This window comes from Streptomyces sp. NPDC059897, assembly GCF_042730865.1.
GTDB lineage: Bacteria > Actinomycetota > Actinomycetes > Streptomycetales > Streptomycetaceae > Streptomyces.
This window is the reverse complement of sequence record NZ_JBHWKQ010000002.1, coordinates 90,786-106,106: the sequence shown is the minus strand read 5'-3', so window position 1 is coordinate 106,106 and position 15,321 is coordinate 90,786. Positions and strand designations below refer to the sequence as shown.

Sequence of the window (15,321 nt, the reverse complement as noted above, 5' to 3'; positions counted from 1 at the left end):
TAGTATGCGGCCGAACCCGGTTTGACGAAGCAGTCCCGTGGAGGCTTTCGCATGCAGGCATGGCAAGTGCACGAGAACGGCGAGCCGAGCGAGGTGATGCGCCTCGAAGAGGTGACGCGTCCCGTGCCCGGCGAGGGGCAGGTTCTGCTCAAGGTGCGCGCCGCCAACATCAACTTCCCGGACGCCCTGCTCTGCAAGGGGCAGTACCAGGTCACGCCGCCGCTGCCGTTCACGCCGGGCGTGGAGATCTGCGGCGAGACCGAGGACGGCTGCCGTGTCATCGCCAACCCGGTGCTGCCGCGCGGCGGGCTCGCGGAGTACACGGTCGCCGACGCGAAGTCCCTGCTGCCCGCGCCCGATTCGCTGGACGACGCCGAGGTCGCCGCCCTGCACATCGGCTACCAGACCGGCTGGTTCGGCCTGCACCAGCGCGCCCACCTCCAGGCCGGCGAGACGCTGCTCGTGCACGCCGCCGCGGGCGGGGTCGGCAGCGCCGCCGTACAGCTCGGCAAGGCCGCCGGCGCCCGCGTGATCGGCGTCGTCGGCGGACCCGAGAAGGCGAAGGTCGCGGCCGACCTCGGCTGTGACGTGGTGATCGACCGCCGCTCCGAGGACGTCATCGCCGCCGTGAAGGAGGCCACCGGCGGCCGCGGCGCCGACGTGATCTACGACCCGGTGGGCGGCGACGCGTACAAGCAGTCCACGAAGGTCGTCGCGTTCGAGGGCCGCATCGTCGTCGTCGGCTTCGCCTCCGGCGTCATCCCGACCGCCGCGCTCAACCACGCGCTGGTGAAGAACTACTCGATCCTCGGTCTGCACTGGGGCCTGTACGCCACCAAGAACCCGAAGCTCATCCCGCACTGCCACCAGAAGCTCACCGAGCTGGCCGCGAGCGGCGCCATCAAGCCCCTCGTCAGTGAGCGCGTCGACCTGGCGGACGCCGCGTCCGCCGTGCAGCGCGTCGCCGACGGCGTCACGACGGGCCGCGTCGTCGTGGTGCCGGGCCTGAACTCCCGTACGACGGAAGGAGCATCCGCATGACCGTCGACGCAGCGCAACTGCGCGAGAAGCCCCAGGAGTTCCTCGCCGCGCACCCGCCCGCGAGCACGTCGCGCGAGGACTTCCTCAGCGCCCGCTTCGACGCCGGGCTCGCCTGGGTGCACTACCCCGAGGGCCTCGGCGGGCTGGACGCGCCGCGCGCCCTGCAGGCCGTTGTGGAGGCCGAGTTGACGGCCGCTGGCGCGCCCGACAACAACCCGCGGCGCAACGGCATCGGGCTCGGCATGGCCGCGCCCACCATCCTGCGCTACGGCACCGACGAGCAGAAGCAGCGCTTCCTGAAGCCGCTGTGGGTCGGTGAGGAGGTCTGGTGCCAGCTGTTCAGTGAGCCCGGCGCCGGCTCCGACCTCGCCGCGCTCGGCACCCGCGCCGTCCGCGACGGCGACACCTGGGTCGTCAACGGCCAGAAGGTGTGGACGTCCAACGCGCACAACGCCCGCTTCGCGATCCTCGTCACCCGCACCGACCCGGACGTGCCCAAGCACAAGGGCATGACGTACTTCGTGTGCGACATGACCGACCCCGGCGTCGAGGTCAGGCCGCTGCGCCAGATCACCGGCGAGGCCGAGTTCAACGAGGTGTTCCTCTCCGACGTCCGCATCCCCGACGCCCACCGGCTCGGCGAGGTCGGCGACGGCTGGCGGGTCGCCCAGACCACCCTCAACAACGAGCGGGTCTCCATCGGCGGCATGCGCGTGCCGCGCGAGGGCGGGCTCGTCGGCATCGTCGCCAAGACCTGGCGCGAGCGCCCCGAGCTGCGCACCCACGACCTGCACCAGCGCCTCGTCAAGCTGTGGGTCGAGTCCGAGGTCGCGCGGCTCACGTCCGAACGCCTGCGGCAGCAGCTCGTCGCCGGACACCCGGGTCCCGAGGGCGCGGGCATGAAGCTCGGCTTCGCCCGCCTCAACCAGGAGATCAGCGGTCTTGAGGTCGAACTCCTCGGCGAAGAGGGCCTGTTGTACGACGACTGGACCCTGCGCAGGCCCGAGATCGTCGACTTCGCGGGCCGCGAGGCCGGCTACCGGTATCTGCGCGCCAAGGGGAACAGCATCGAGGGCGGGACGAGCGAGATCCTGCTGAACATCGTCGCCGAGCGCGTCCTGGGCCTGCCGTCCGAGCCGCGCACCGACAAGGACGTCGCATGGAAGGACCTCGCCCGATGAGCGCTTCAGTGAACACCGAGCCCGACCTCCTCTACTCCGAGGAGGAGGAAGCCCTCCGCTCCGCCGTCCGCGACCTGCTGACCGACCACTGCGACGCCACCGAGGTCCTCGCCCGTGTCGACACGGACGCGCCGCACGACCGCGAGCTGTGGAAGAACCTCGCCGAGACGATGGGCCTGGCCGGCCTCCTCGTCCCGGAGGACAAGGGCGGCCAGGGCGCCTCGCACCGCGAAGCGGCCGTCGTCCTGGAGGAGTTGGGGCGCGCCGTCGCCCCCGTCCCGTACCTGACGAGCGCCGTCATCGCCACGGAGGCGCTGCTCGCGTGCGAGGGCGACGAGGCGGCCGATGTACTCACCGCGCTCGCCTCCGGACGGTCCGTCGGCGTGCTCACCGTGCCGCTGTCGGCCACGGCCGGGCAGGACTTCAGGGACGTACGGGAAGAGAGCGGGGCCCTGGCAGGGCGTGTCACCGGCGTCGCGGACGCGGTCGCCGCCGATGTGTTCCTGGTGCCCACCGCGAGCGGCCTGTTCGCGGTCGACTCGGGCGCCGAAGGTGTCACGGTCGAGCCGCAGGTCTCGCTGGACCGCACGCGCCCGCTGGCGGTCGTGTCCTTCGCGGGGGCCGCCGGGCGGAAGCTGGGCGACAGTGCGGCGACGCCCGTGCGGCGTGCGCTGCGGGCCGGTGCCGGGCTGCTGGTGTCCGAGCAACTGGGCCTCGCCGACTGGCTGTTGACGGAAACCGTGCGCTACACGAAGGAGCGCAATCAGTTCAACCGGCCCGTCGGCTCGTTCCAGTCGCTCAAGCACCGCCTCGCCCAGCTGTGGCTGGAGACGGTCAATACGCGTGCCGCCGCCCGCAACGCGGCCGACGCGCTCGCGACCGGTAGCGAGGACGCGGACATCGCGGTCGCCGTCGCCCAGGCGTACGCGGCGCCCGTCGCGGTGCACGCCGCCGAGGAGGCGCTGCAGCTGCACGGCGGCATCGGCATGACGTGGGAGCACCCGATCCACCTGTACCTCAAGCGCGCCAAGGCGGACTCCATCGCGCTCGGTACGGCGGGGCGGCACCGGGAGGAGCTGGCCGAACTGGTCGACCTGCGCGCTCCCTGAGCGGGTCCGGCGCGTACGACAACTTCATAGCCGGGTTTTACCTCTCCTTGACGAGATGACATTATTGCGAGCTGTTCGCAATAACAGTAGATCTTGAATAGGGGTGGGTGGCGTGGCCAGGCCGGCACGGAGCGCAATAGCAGGGGCAGCGGTCACCGCACTGGCGGTGACCGCTGCCGCCTGCGCGGCGCCGAACGACGACGCCAAGAGCGGCGGCGGTGACAGCGCCGTCGTCGGGATCGCCTACGAGCCCGACAGCCTCAGCCCGCTTCTCGGCTACGGCAAGGACGGCAACTCGAAGATCTTCGACGGGCTGCTCACGCACGACGCCGACATGAAGCTCAAGCCCGCGCTCGCGGCCGAGCTGCCGAAGGTCACCGACGACGGCCGCACGTACACGTACAAGCTGCGCGACGGCGTGAAGTTCAGCGACGGCAAGCCGTTCACCTCGAAGGACGTCGTCTTCACGTACGAGTCCATCCTCGACAAGAAGACCAACAACGCCTCCAAGGCCGAACTGGACGCCGTCGAGGACGTCGAGGCGAAGGGCGACGACACCGTCGTCTTCCACCTCAAGTACCCCTACGCGCCGTTCGCCGAGCGCACCGTCCTGCCCATCGCCCCCGAGCACGTCGCGGGCGCGCAGAACGTGAACAACGGCCGGTTCACCACCAAGCCCATCGGCACCGGACCGTACGAGCTGGTGAAGTGGTCCAAGGGCGAGAAGCTCGTCTTCAAGGCCAACCCCGACTACTGGGGCGGCGCACCGAAGATCAAGAACTTCACCATGGCGATCATCAAGGACGACGACGTGCGCGCCACCCGGCTGCGCTCCGGCGACCTCGACGGCGCGATCCTCCCGCCCAACCTCGCCAAGACCTTCAAGGCCGACACCGCCAAGAAGACCTACGCGGCGAACTCCTTCGACTACCGCGTCGTCACCCTGCCCACCGGCAACAAGGTGACCGGCGACAACGACATCCGCCGCGCCCTCGACATCGGTGTGGACCGCAAGGCCATGGTCGAACAGATCCTGGAGGGCGCCGGCAAGGAGGCCTACGGGCCCGTGCCCACCGACAGCCCCTGGTTCACCAAGGGCACCGAGCGCGCGCACGACCTCGGCAAGGCGAAGAAGCTGCTCGACGAGGCCGGCTGGAAGAAGGGTGCCGACGGCATCCGTAAGAAGGACGGCGTCCGCGCCGCCTTCCCGCTCTGGTACCTCACCGGCGACAAGCTCCGCCAGGACCACGCCCTCGCCTACGCCTCCGACGCCAAGAAGCTCGGCATCGACGTCAAGGTCGAGAGCGGCACCTGGGAGGTCATCATGCCCCGCATGCCCAAGGACGCCGTCCTCGCGGGCGGCGGCGCGCCCGCCGACCCCGACTTCGACCAGTACATGATGCTCAAGTCCTCGCTCGCGGGCGACGGCTTCAACAACATGGCGCACTACGACAACAAGAAGGTCGACGCCGCCCTGGAGGACGCCCGCCGCACCGACGACAAGGCGAAGCGGCAGGCCGCCTACGACACGGTTCAGCGGGAACTGGCGAAGGACCCGGGCTACACCTTCCTCACCCACATCGACCACCTGTACGTGGTCGACAAGAAGTTCGGCGAACTGACCACGCAGGTCGAGCCGCACGACCACGGGCTCGCCTCCGGGCCCTGGTGGAACGTGGAGGACTGGAAGGCATGAGCAGGCGGCTCCCCTGGGGGCCGATGGCGCGCCTGACGGGCCGGCGGATCGTGTTCGCCGTGCCCGTCCTGGCCGCCGTCACCCTCGGCGTCTTCGCGATCGCCGCGGCGTCCCCCTTCGACCCGGTCAAGGCCTACGCGGGCACGGCCGGGCTCACCGCGTCACAGGAGAACCTCGACCAGCTGCGGGTCAACCTCGGCGTCGACCAGCCCCTGTTCGCCCGCTGGTGGGACTGGCTGACGGCCGCGCTCAGCGGCGACCTCGGCGACTCGGCCGTCATGAGGCAGCCGGTCGCACAGGTCATCGGCGAACGGCTCGGCTGGTCCGTGCTCCTCGCCGCCACCGCGTTCCTCGTCGCGGTCGTCCTCGGCACGCTCCTCGGCGTGCTGGCCGCGCGCCGCCAGGGCGGCTGGCTCGACCGCGCGATCACCTCGCTCGCGTACACGCTGGAGGCCGCGCCCCCGTTCTGGCTCGGCCTGCTCGCCGTATGGCTGTTCGCGCTGAAGCTCGGCGTGCTGCCGGCCGGAGGCCTCACCGATACCGGCTCATCGACGATCACCGCCGGGCAGGTGCTGTCCCATCTCGCCTTGCCCGCGGGCGTGCTGGCCGTCTCGCAGCTTCCGTGGTTCGTCTTGTACGTCCGTCAGGGCGTCGGCGACGCGCTCGAGGAGGACCCCGTGCGCGGGGCCAGGGCGCGCGGCATCGCGCCCCGCACCGTCCTGTTCGGGCACGCGCTGCGCTCCGGCACGCTGCCCGTCCTCACACTCATCGGCTCCCGCGTGCCCGAACTCATCACCGGGGCGCTGCTCGTGGAGACCGTGTTCAGCTGGCCGGGCATTGCCGCCGCGACCGTGCAGGCGGCCACGTCCGTCGACTTCCCGCTGCTCGCGGCCGTCACGGTCCTCGCGACGCTGGCCGTGCTCGCCGGGAACTGGGCGGCCGACCTCTTGTACGGCATCGCCGATCCGAGGGTGGGCTTCGATGGCTGACCTGACCCTTCCCTGGCGCACACACGGGGTGCGGCGCCGCTCCACGCGCGCGTGGCGGGTGCGTTCCTCCGCCGTGACCGTGGGCGTCGTGGTGCTCGCCGTGCTGCTCGTGCCGCCGCTCACCGACCTCGACCAGCAGGCCGTCGACCTCGCCGCGAAACTCCAGCCGCCGTCCTGGGCGCACCCGTTCGGCACCGACGACGTCGGCCGTGATCTGCTGCTGCGCTGTGTGTACGGGCTGCGGGTCTCGCTGCTCGTCGGTGTGGTCGCCGCCGTCGTGGCGACCGTCATCGGCACCGCCGTCGGGGCGCTCGCGGGCGCGCTCGGCGGCTGGGTGGACCGCGGCGTGATGCGCGTGGTGGACACCTTCTCGTCCGTGCCGCACCTGCTGCTCGGCATCTTCATCGTGGCGATGTCCCGGCCGGGCGTATGGCCGGTCGTGATCTCGGTGGGCCTGACGCACTGGCTCTCGACCGCCCGGATCGTGCGCGCCGAGGTCCTGTCACTGCGCTCGCGCCCCTACGTGGACGCGGCGATCTCCGGCGGAGCCTCACGGTGGCGGGTGACGGCGCGCCACCTGCTGCCCGGCGTTCTGCCGCAGGCGGCGCTCGCGGCGGTGTTGATGGTCCCGCACGCCATCTGGCACGAATCCGCTCTCTCCTTCCTGGGGTTGGGCCTGCCCACCCACCAGGCGAGCCTCGGCACGCTCGTGCAGACGGCGCGCGGCTCGCTCCTCGCGGGCGACTGGTGGCCGACCCTCTTCCCCGGCCTGTTCATCATCGTGCCGACGCTGGCCATCGCCGGGCTCGCGGGCGCCTGGCGCGAACGCCTCAACCCCCGCCGCCGATCGGAGCTGACCCTGTGACCACGGTGCTTTCGGTGGACGGCCTGTCCGTACGGTTCCGGATGCGCGACGGCGCGTACGTACGGGCCGTCAGCGACGCCAGCTTCGACCTCGGGGCGGGGGAGTGCCTGGCCCTCGTCGGCGAGAGCGGCTGCGGCAAGTCGGTGCTGGCCTCCGCGCTCCTCGGCCTGCTCCCGCAGAACGCCGAGACGGCCGGGTCGGCGCGCCTCGGCGACCTGGACCTGATGGCGGCCGACGAGGCGACCCTCGCCCGCACGGTGCGCGGCCGCCGGATCGGCCTGGTGCCGCAGAGCCCGGCCGCACACCTCACGCCGGTCCGCACGGTCCGCTCCCAACTGGCCGAGACTCTGAGGCAGTTGACGGGCGCGCCGCGCAGGGGCCCGCGCCTGGAGGAGGCCGTCGCGGCGGCGGCCGGGCGGGCCGTCTTCCCGCTCGACCACCTCGACCGCCACCCCCACGAACTCTCCGGCGGACTCGCGCAGCGCGCCGCGACCGCGCTCGCCCTCGTGGGGGACGCGCCGCTGCTTCTCGCGGACGAGCCGACCACCGGCCTCGACCGCGATCTCGTCGAGCGCACGGTGGACGAACTGCGCCGCCACATCGGCGGCGACCGGGCGCTCCTGCTGATCACGCACGACCTCGCGGCGGCGGAACGCATCGCGGACCGGGTGGCGGTCATGTACGCGAGCCGCATCGTCGAACTCGCCGACGCGGAGGCCTTCTTCGGCGCGCCGGGCCCGCGCCACCCCTACGCCCGCGGGCTCCTGAACGCCCTGCCCGACCGCGAGTTCACCCCGATCCCCGGGATGCCGCCGGAACTGAGCGCGCTGGGGGAGGGCTGTGCGTTCGCGCCGCGCTGCCCGGGCGCCGACGACCGGTGCGCGGCGCTGCCCGCGCTCACGGACGGCGTGGCCTGCCACCACCCCGTACCGGCCCACCAGGAGGCCACCCGTGCTTGAACTGCGCTCCATCACCGCGGGCTACGACCGCCGCGCCCCGGTCGTCCGGGACGCGACGTTGACCGTCCACCCCGGCGAGAGCGTCGGCCTCCTCGGCCCCAGCGGCTGCGGCAAGTCGACCCTCGCACGTGTCGCGGCGCTGCTGCACGCCCCGGACGAGGGCCGCGTGGTCATCGACGGCGAGGAGGCCCGCGGCTGGCGCCACCGTGCCCCACGCGCCCAGCGCACCGCGTTCGGCGTCGTCTTCCAGCAGCCCCGCCTGTCCGCCGACCCGCGCCTGCGCCTCACGGACCTGATCGCGGAACCCCTGCGGGCGAACGGCGCCGAGCACGCGGGCCGCGTGGGGGAGTTGGCGTCCACGGTGGGCCTGTCCACCGACCTGCTGGCCCGCCGCCCCCACGAGGTCAGCGACGGGCAGCTCCAGCGCGCCTGCCTCGCCCGCGCCCTCACCCTGCGCCCCCGCTGGCTGATCTGCGACGAGATGACCGCGATGCTCGACGCGTCGACCACGGCCGCGCTGGTGGGCGTGGTCGAGGACTACCGGCGGGAGACCGGGGCGGGGCTCCTTGCCGTGGGCCACGACCGGGTGCTGCTCGAACGGTGGTGCGGGCGGACCGTGGAGTGGGCGGAGCTGGCGGGGGCGTAGGGGACGGGATCAGGCCTCCACGGCCGCTCCTTCTGCAGGGGTGGCCCACTCCACGAACTGCACGACCACCCCGTTCGGGTCCGTGACCTGGAACAGCCGCTCGCCCCAGGGCTCCTCGCGCAGCGGCATCGTGATCTCGACGCCCTCGGCGCGCAGCCGCTGCTCCTCCTTCTCGATGCCGGTGCCGGTGAACGCGACGATCAGGCCCGAGGCGTGCTGGTCGCGCTGGTCGGCGGGGAGCACCTCGGTGCCGCGGGCCAGCAGGACGATGTCCAGGGCCGCGTCGTCGCGCGTCAGTGAGGCGAAGCCGTCGGCCGCGGCCTGCACGGCGTAGCCGAGGTGGGTGGTGAAGAACCGCTGGGACGCGGTGACGTCGGCGACGGTGAGCGAGACGGTGGACGCGGTGATCCGCAAGACAGTTCTCCTCTGTGGGGTCGCGGAGCAAACTTACGACGGACGTAAAGTTAGCCGGGGTTCAAGGACGGTGACCAACTACTTCCCGTCGCAAGGAAGTTCCGGCCCTGGACCAACCAGGACGCGTTCGGGGCTGGCACTCACGCGACCCGTTCGATCTCCGCCACCAGCGCCTCCGCCTCGTGCCGCAGCCGGGAGCCCAGCCGCTCCCACGCCTCCTCCGCCTCTCCCAGATACACGGCGCGGGCATGCGCGAGCACCGCACGCTCCTGCTCCGGGAGCCGGGCGAGCGCCCAGTCCGCCGCCGCGTCCTTGGAGAGGATCTCGCCCGTCGCGAGGGTGGCCCAGACGCGGGCCAGGGTCAGGATCACATTGCGGGTGTCCGTCTCCAACTCGTCGAGCAGCGCCGGAATCCCGGCCGTCATCGCGCGCCGCACATCGGCCGCGGGCACCGCATCGAGCAGCTCAGCGGCGGGCGGTCCGAGCAGGGCGACGCCGCGCTGCCGCACCATCGTGACCAGCACAGCCAGGTCCTCGTCCACCTCCGGCTCCGGTGTCAGCCCGCGCTCGTACGCGTCCCGCAGCCACTCGCCGTACTGGAACTCCCGCACCGGCGGGAACCGCCAGGGCCGCACCTCCGCGAGCCGTACGAGCGTCAGCTCCACCGGGCGCTCCTGGCCGTGCGCCGCACCTGCCCCGGACAGGTCGAGCAGCCGGCCGACGAGGTGTGCGCGCTGACCGTGGGTCGTGGCGGCGCCGGTCACCGCGAACACGTCCACATCGCTGTGCGGGCGCAGGCCGCCGGAGACCGCCGAGCCGTACAGGTACGCGGCCACCAGGTCAGGACCGAGTACCTCGCGCAGCACCTCCACCACACACTCCGCCTGGCGCACGGCCGACTCCCTTCGCTTTCCGTCTTCGCTTTCCGTCGATCCCTCGCCCGTACCCGCCATCATGCACGCCCGTGACCAGTGCGTTGTGGTGGCCCCACGGTGAACCGGGGGTGCCAGTCGCGCCAACTCCCTTCCCACCTCTGCCGGTTGCCCACCCGGGCCCCGCATACTCGCCGTGTCCCACCGGCCCACCACGGGAGGCACGCATGGCCCCGACCACCCGCCGCAGAGCCCTCGGCACCCTCGCTGCCGCGCTCGCCGTAGGTGTCACCACAACCGGCACGGCCCAGGCCGCCGGGCCCAAACGCGGCCCCGCGCCGCTGCGGCGCGCCCACGCCCACAACGACTACGAGCACCCGAGACCCCTGCTCGACGCGCTCGACCAGCGGTTCAACAGCGTCGAGGCCGACATCTACCTCGTCAACGGCGACCTCCTCGTCGCCCACGACCCCGTCGACCTCGACCCCACCCGCACCCTGGCCTCCCTCTACCTTGACCCGCTCGCGGCCCGCGTGAAGGCCAACCACGGATCCGTGTACCGGGGTTGGCGCACGCCGTTGCAGCTCCTCGTCGACATCAAGACCGACGGCGCGGCGACGTACCAGGAACTCGACCGCCAATTGCGCCGCCACGGCCGCCTCTTCACCACGTACGACCGCGGGCGCGTGCACACCGGGGCCGTCACCGTCGTCGTCTCAGGGGACCGGGCAGCCCGCCCGCCGATGGAGGCGCAGGCCAGGCGCAGCGCCTTCTACGACGGCCGCCTCACCGACCTCGGCACCACGGCGCCCGCCTCGTTCGTCCCGCTCATCAGCGACAACTGGGCCAACAACTTCACCTGGCTGGGCAGCGGCCCCATCCCCGCCGCCGAGCGCGACAAGCTGCGCGGGATCGTCGGCGCCGCCCACGCGCGCGGCCAGCGCGTCCGCTTCTGGGCGACACCCGATGTCGCCGGCCCCGAACGGGACGCCGTCTGGACCGAATTGATCGCCGCCGACGTCGACCACCTCAACACCGACGACCTCGCCGGCCTTCGGGCGTTCCTGGAGGCCCACGACAAGAGTCCGGGCCGGTGACCCCGGGTTAACACCCGTTCGGGGGACAGGTCATGCCCCGGTCGGCGCCCTCCGCTGCGTCACACTTGCGGCCGATAGCCACGGTGTTGACGTGGCGGAGGAGGTTCGGCGATGTCTCTGTCCATTTCCGTCGTGCTGTTGCTGCTCATCGTCGCGGTGCTGTTCCTGCGCAACGGGGCAATGAAGTTCTCGCACGCGCTCGTGTGCGTCCTGCTGGGCTTCCTGCTCGCGGGCACCGACGCGGCCCCGACCATCCACGACGGCATCACGTCCACGGCGGGGCTGGTCAGCAGCCTCAGCCCCTGAGGCAACCCGCACAGCACGGCGCGGAATTGACGATCCTGGACAGCGCGCGGACCGCTTTGAGACGGTGATCCGGCACGTAAATGTGTTCGTATCACGGGGAGAAGTATGTTCAAGCTCGATCCGCGCAGGGCCACCGGAGTCGCGGTACTGACCGCCGCGCTCTCCATGTGCCTCGCGCAGACCGTCAGCGCGGCACCGGCGGCCTCGGGGTGGTCCGACCTCGGGAGCAAGGGCGTCTACTACCAGAGCCACTACCGCACCAAGACGGTGAACTCCGGCGGTGGTTCCTTCAAGGCGTGCATCACCACCTCCAACAGTCACAAGGAGACCTACCACCTCTATGAGGAGGACGCGCAGGTCTACAACCCGAAGCTGGTCAAGTCGGTGACCGGTGCGGGCTGCTGGACGTTCAGCAACCTCGACGACTACGTCGACGGGGGCAACAACCGGGCCGAGTTCTACATCGCCTCGGACAACGACTCCGAGATGCTGCGCGTCCACTATTACGACTGACGGACACGGACACGGCGGTGTCATGTGCCGTGAGCCATCGGTCGCCCGGACGAGCCTGAGTGGTGCGTCCGGGCGACCGGCGTTCCAGTGGCGCTACCGGGATTCATTCGCAGTGGTGGTGAAGCGATCGGGTGGTGGCGACGCGGAGCGTCGCAGAGGTTCATGCGGCGAAGCTGGACATCGCGCGGGGCACCTCACATGGTGCTGAGCGCTGTGACAGCTCGTTCCTGGCGAACACGGGAGGGCGCTCACACCGGGCGGTTCTGCTGCTCGATGTCCTGCTTCACCACGCTGAGCGGGGCGCCGCCCAAGGTCCCAGCGAAGTAGGAGCCTGACCAGGGTCTGTTGGCCCGCCAGTAGTGGTGCACCAGATCAGGGAACTTCTGGGCGCAAACGGTGCGAGGAGACCGCCTTGAGCGAGTTGACCAGCTTGGTGGCGGCCACCTTGGGCGGGAAGTTCACCGAGAGGCGGACGTGATTGTCCTCGCCGTTGAACTCGATCAGCTCGCATTCGAAGTCCGCGCATACCGACCGCATGATCTCCTCCACCCGTACGAGATGGGCATCTGAGAACGCCTTGTGACGGAGCGGCCACAATGCCAGGTGGACATGCATCACGGACGCACAGTGCCTGCCAGTTCTCACCTGCTGCATCTCAGCCATGACCCAGATATCTACGGTGGCTTTTATGCAGCTTCGGTACTCCTTCCGACTCACCCCCACGCCGGGCCAGCGCACCGCGCTGGCGCGGGCGTTCGGGTGTGCCCGGGTGGTGTACAACGACGCGATCGCCGCGCGTGAGGCGGCCCGGGCCGAGGGCCGCAAAGCCCCGTCGATGGCCGAGCTGTCGGCAACGTTGATCACACAGGCGAAGCGGACGCCGGATCGGGCCTGGCTGGGCCGGGTCTCCGCGGTGGTGCTCCAGCAGTCCCTGCGGGACCTCGGCGCGGCCTATGGCGCGTACTTCGCGAGTCTGAAAGGCGAGCGCAAGGGCCGTAAGGTCGGGCCGCCGGTCTTCAAGTCCCGTAAGGACCAGCGGCAGTCCATCCGATTCACCCGGAACGCCCGGTGGAAGATCACCGACAAGGGGCGCCTGTCCCTGCCGGGTGTGGGCGAGGTGCCGGTGCGCTGGTCGCGCACGCTACCCTCCGTGCCTTCCTCTGTCACGGTGGTCAAGGACGCGAGCGGGAGGTACTTCGCCAGCTTCGTCATCGTCACCGACCCGGACACCGACCTGGCAGCCGCCCCGGACAGCGACGGCCTGCCGATGGTCGGAATCGACCTCGGCCTCAAGTACTTCGCCGTCCTCTCGGACGGCACGAAGATCACCTCACCCAGGTTTCTGCGGCGGGCGGAGAAGAAGCTCAAGAAGGCACAGCGTGAACTGTCCCGTAAGCAGAAGGGATCGAATAACCGGGCCAAGGCGCGCCTCAAGGTTGCAGCCGCTCATGTGAAGGTTGCCGACGCGCGGCGTGAGTTCCAGCACCAGCTGTCCACCCGGATCGTCCGTGAGAACCAAGCGGTCGCCGTGGAGGACCTGGCGGTGTCCGCAATGGCGCGCACCCGGCTGGCCAAGAGCGTGCACGACGCGGGCTGGTCCACCTTCATCAACATGCTCCAGTACAAGTGCGAGCGATACGGCCGGGCATTCGTGAAGATCGGCCGGTTCGAACCGACCACCCGCCGCTGCTCCGCCTGCGGACACGTCGACGGACCCAAACCACTCCACGTCAGAAAGTGGGACTGCCCCGCCTGCGGCGCACACCTGGACCGGGACGTGAACGCCGCAGTGAACGTGAAGGACGCCGCTGGACGAGCGGGGGATACCTGTGGAGAGCTTGCAAGATCATGGCCCAGCGCCATGGCGAGGCGTGAAGAAGCAGGAAGCCAAGGAATCCATGCCGGAGCCCGCGCCGCATAGCAGCGGGGCACCGGACCGGAAGGCCAGAATCCTCTCCCTTCAGGGAGAGGGTGCACGTCAATTCGCGGCCGAGAACACCCCTATCCCGTTCGCGACCACCCGCTCCGGCGGATCGCTGGGGTGGTTGCGGACCGACACCGAAGGCGCGCCCGGTGCGCGCGCCACAAGGGTCGACGAACCGCCGCCGTCGAGGCTGAACGCGTCGGCCGAGCCCAATGACCGCATCGTGGCGGCCACTTCGGTCATCGACATGCCGGTGCGGTAGGCGGGGGCGCCGTCCAGCGCCATCAGGATCAGCTTCCGGCCACCGTCCCCGATGCCCGCCGCCGTGCGCACCGCCGACGTCGCCCCGTCCAGACCCGGCAGCGGCGCGCCGTCGCGCAGCACCGGATAGCCGCCCACCGCGAAGCGGTACGGGACGTCCGAGCGCGCGGCGACGAGCCGGTGGCGGACCGAGACCGGGTCGCCCGGCGACAGCTTGCGCAGCCACTGCGCCCCGGCCTCCCTGCCGACCAGGACCGTGGAGCCGGCCGCGATGGACCCGCTGCCGGGTGTGTCGGCCGAGGACACGACACGCCCGCGCCGCACCGTCACCTCGTACGTGTCCGTGCTGCACGGAGCCGCCCGCTGGGTGTCGGTGCCGCAGGTCGCCCGCACCCGCGACACGCTGCCCCAGTCGGACGTGAACGCCCCCACCGAGCCGACCGGCAGGGCGTACTGGTTGAGCCCGCCCAGCGGCAGCCGGTCGTCCGGGGTGCGCACCGAGCCGTCGAGGTCCAGGGTGTCCAGGCGGGCCCGCCGGTCGACACCGACGCCGAGGACGTCCCGGGTGGAGGTGCCCGGCGGCAGGGCCGGGCCGAAGCGCTGCCCGTTCGGCACGGCCGCCTTGAGGGTGTGCCCGCTCGCGATGGCGGGCCCGACGGAGGCGCCGGTGACCGCGACGCCCGGATGCTGGCTCTCCGTGATGTTGAAGAAGTCCCCGTTGACCCCGCCGACGGCGCCGGCCGTGTCGGACATCGAGGAGACGGTGGCGCGGGCCCCGACCACGCCGGGGTGCAGGAGGTCGACCCGCACGCGCGGGTCGGTCAGATCGACGGTGAGGACATGGGCGTGCGCGGTGCCCTTGGCGGCGGGGACGTCGAACTCCGTGTACGTGACGCCGGGGGCGACCCGCTCGCCCGAAGTGGCGCCGGCCGGCACCGCACCCGACAGTGCGGCACCGGCCAGCATCGACGCGACCCCGAGGGCCGCAAGGACTCTTCTGCCTCTCTTGCCAACTCTCGTCTGCATGCGGGGAGTTCAGCAGACGCGGGGTCGCGCGTCGATGGCTACGTGCCGACAAGTCGGGAACGGATGAGGAAACGTACGCCCTCGGGTGCTTCAAGCGAGAAGCCGCTGCCACGGCCCTCGACGACGTCGACGATCAGGCGCGTATGGCTCCACACCTCGTACTGGCTCTTGGACATCCAGAACGACACAGGCTCCGCCACCCCCTCCACCGCGAGATCGGCGAGCAGCACGTCGGAGGCGCCCGTGCGGAACTCGCCCGCCAGGTAGCACATCGGGGCGCTGCCGTCGCAGCAGCCGCCGGACTGGTGGAACATCAGCGGGCCGTGGGCCTCGCGCAGCCGCCGCACCAGCTCGGCGGCCGCGTCCGTCAGCTCCACGCGGGGTACGTCGGTCATGCCGGACAGTCAAAGGGGTGGGACGTT

At 71.2% G+C, this 15,321-nt stretch carries 16 protein-coding genes and 1 pseudogene; 12 read left to right on the top strand and 5 right to left on the bottom strand.

Translation table 11 applies throughout. The features are described 5' to 3' along the window. Positions 1 to 51 precede the first annotated feature (51 nt). The 8 genes from ACFV9W_RS03140 to ACFV9W_RS03105 all read left to right on the top strand — a co-directional run bounded on the left by ACFV9W_RS03140 (position 52) and on the right by ACFV9W_RS03105 (position 8,486). Positions 52 to 1,041: an NADPH:quinone oxidoreductase family protein gene (locus ACFV9W_RS03140; RefSeq protein WP_385755070.1), complete on the top strand. Its 990-nt coding sequence runs from the start codon at positions 52 to 54 to the stop codon at positions 1,039 to 1,041. Further along, on the top strand, positions 1,038 to 2,222 hold the full coding sequence (locus tag ACFV9W_RS03135; RefSeq protein WP_385755068.1) for an acyl-CoA dehydrogenase family protein: 1,185 nt from the start codon (positions 1,038 to 1,040) through the stop codon (positions 2,220 to 2,222). Before ACFV9W_RS03140 ends, ACFV9W_RS03135 begins: the two co-directional genes overlap by 4 nt. Continuing rightward, positions 2,201 to 3,331 carry an acyl-CoA dehydrogenase family protein gene (locus tag ACFV9W_RS03130; RefSeq protein WP_385755066.1) on the top strand — a complete coding sequence of 377 codons (1,131 nt, stop codon included), beginning with the start codon at positions 2,201 to 2,203 and terminating at the stop codon, positions 3,329 to 3,331. Before ACFV9W_RS03135 ends, ACFV9W_RS03130 begins: the two co-directional genes overlap by 22 nt. Before the next feature lie 103 nt (positions 3,332 to 3,434). Continuing rightward, positions 3,435 to 5,027, top strand: a complete 1,593-nt coding sequence (locus tag ACFV9W_RS03125; protein WP_385755064.1) for an ABC transporter substrate-binding protein — start codon at positions 3,435 to 3,437, stop codon at positions 5,025 to 5,027. Further along, positions 5,024 to 6,016, top strand: a complete 993-nt coding sequence (locus ACFV9W_RS03120; protein WP_385755062.1) for an ABC transporter permease — start codon at positions 5,024 to 5,026, stop codon at positions 6,014 to 6,016. The genes ACFV9W_RS03125 and ACFV9W_RS03120 overlap by 4 nt, the downstream gene beginning before the upstream one ends. Then, positions 6,009 to 6,881, top strand: a complete 873-nt coding sequence (locus ACFV9W_RS03115) for an ABC transporter permease (RefSeq protein WP_385755060.1) — start codon at positions 6,009 to 6,011, stop codon at positions 6,879 to 6,881. The genes ACFV9W_RS03120 and ACFV9W_RS03115 overlap by 8 nt, the downstream gene beginning before the upstream one ends. 41 nt (positions 6,882 to 6,922) lie before the next feature. Next, a complete protein-coding gene (locus tag ACFV9W_RS03110; protein ID WP_385755507.1) occupies positions 6,923 to 7,840 on the top strand; it encodes an ABC transporter ATP-binding protein in 918 nt (305 codons plus the stop codon). Beyond that, a complete protein-coding gene (locus ACFV9W_RS03105; protein WP_385755058.1) occupies positions 7,833 to 8,486 on the top strand; it encodes an ABC transporter ATP-binding protein in 654 nt (217 codons plus the stop codon). The genes ACFV9W_RS03110 and ACFV9W_RS03105 overlap by 8 nt, the downstream gene beginning before the upstream one ends. Before the next feature lie 9 nt (positions 8,487 to 8,495). On the opposite strand, the gene ACFV9W_RS03100 is transcribed toward ACFV9W_RS03105, so the two are convergent. Both ACFV9W_RS03100 and ACFV9W_RS03095 read right to left on the bottom strand, forming a co-directional pair. Beyond that, on the bottom strand, positions 8,496 to 8,900 hold the full coding sequence (locus ACFV9W_RS03100; protein WP_385755056.1) for a VOC family protein: 405 nt from the start codon (positions 8,898 to 8,900) through the stop codon (positions 8,496 to 8,498). A gap of 140 nt (positions 8,901 to 9,040) precedes the next feature. Next, entirely contained in the window at positions 9,041 to 9,793 is a 753-nt protein-coding gene (locus tag ACFV9W_RS03095; protein ID WP_385755055.1) for an aminoglycoside adenylyltransferase family protein, read from the bottom strand. 206 nt (positions 9,794 to 9,999) lie between these two features. On the opposite strand from ACFV9W_RS03095, the gene ACFV9W_RS03090 reads away from it, so the two are divergent. From ACFV9W_RS03090 to ACFV9W_RS03080, 3 genes are all read left to right on the top strand, one after another. Next, on the top strand, positions 10,000 to 10,869 hold the full coding sequence (locus tag ACFV9W_RS03090) for a phosphatidylinositol-specific phospholipase C/glycerophosphodiester phosphodiesterase family protein (protein ID WP_385755054.1): 870 nt from the start codon (positions 10,000 to 10,002) through the stop codon (positions 10,867 to 10,869). A 111-nt stretch (positions 10,870 to 10,980) separates the two neighbouring features. Then, positions 10,981 to 11,175: a hypothetical protein gene (locus ACFV9W_RS03085; protein ID WP_385755053.1), complete on the top strand. Its 195-nt coding sequence runs from the start codon at positions 10,981 to 10,983 to the stop codon at positions 11,173 to 11,175. A 105-nt stretch (positions 11,176 to 11,280) separates the two neighbouring features. Then, positions 11,281 to 11,688 (top strand): hypothetical protein, encoded by a 408-nt coding sequence (locus ACFV9W_RS03080; RefSeq protein ID WP_385755051.1) that lies wholly within the window; start codon positions 11,281 to 11,283, stop codon positions 11,686 to 11,688. A 248-nt stretch (positions 11,689 to 11,936) separates the two neighbouring features. Here the strand turns inward: ACFV9W_RS03080 and tnpA are convergent. Beyond that, positions 11,937 to 12,351: pseudogene (gene tnpA, locus ACFV9W_RS03075) on the bottom strand (IS200/IS605 family transposase). A gap of 25 nt (positions 12,352 to 12,376) precedes the next feature. Between tnpA and ACFV9W_RS03070 the strand changes: the two are divergent. Continuing rightward, entirely contained in the window at positions 12,377 to 13,609 is a 1,233-nt protein-coding gene (locus ACFV9W_RS03070; RefSeq protein ID WP_385755049.1) for an RNA-guided endonuclease InsQ/TnpB family protein, read from the top strand. Between the two features lie 57 nt (positions 13,610 to 13,666). Here ACFV9W_RS03070 and ACFV9W_RS03065 read toward each other — a convergent pair whose 3' ends face one another. Further along, complete coding sequence (locus tag ACFV9W_RS03065) at positions 13,667 to 14,899, bottom strand: phosphodiester glycosidase family protein (RefSeq protein ID WP_385755047.1); 1,233 nt, start codon at positions 14,897 to 14,899, stop codon at positions 13,667 to 13,669. A 38-nt stretch (positions 14,900 to 14,937) separates the two neighbouring features. After that, on the bottom strand, positions 14,938 to 15,294 hold the full coding sequence (locus tag ACFV9W_RS03060) for a DUF779 domain-containing protein (protein WP_385755045.1): 357 nt from the start codon (positions 15,292 to 15,294) through the stop codon (positions 14,938 to 14,940). Positions 15,295 to 15,321 lie beyond the last annotated feature (27 nt).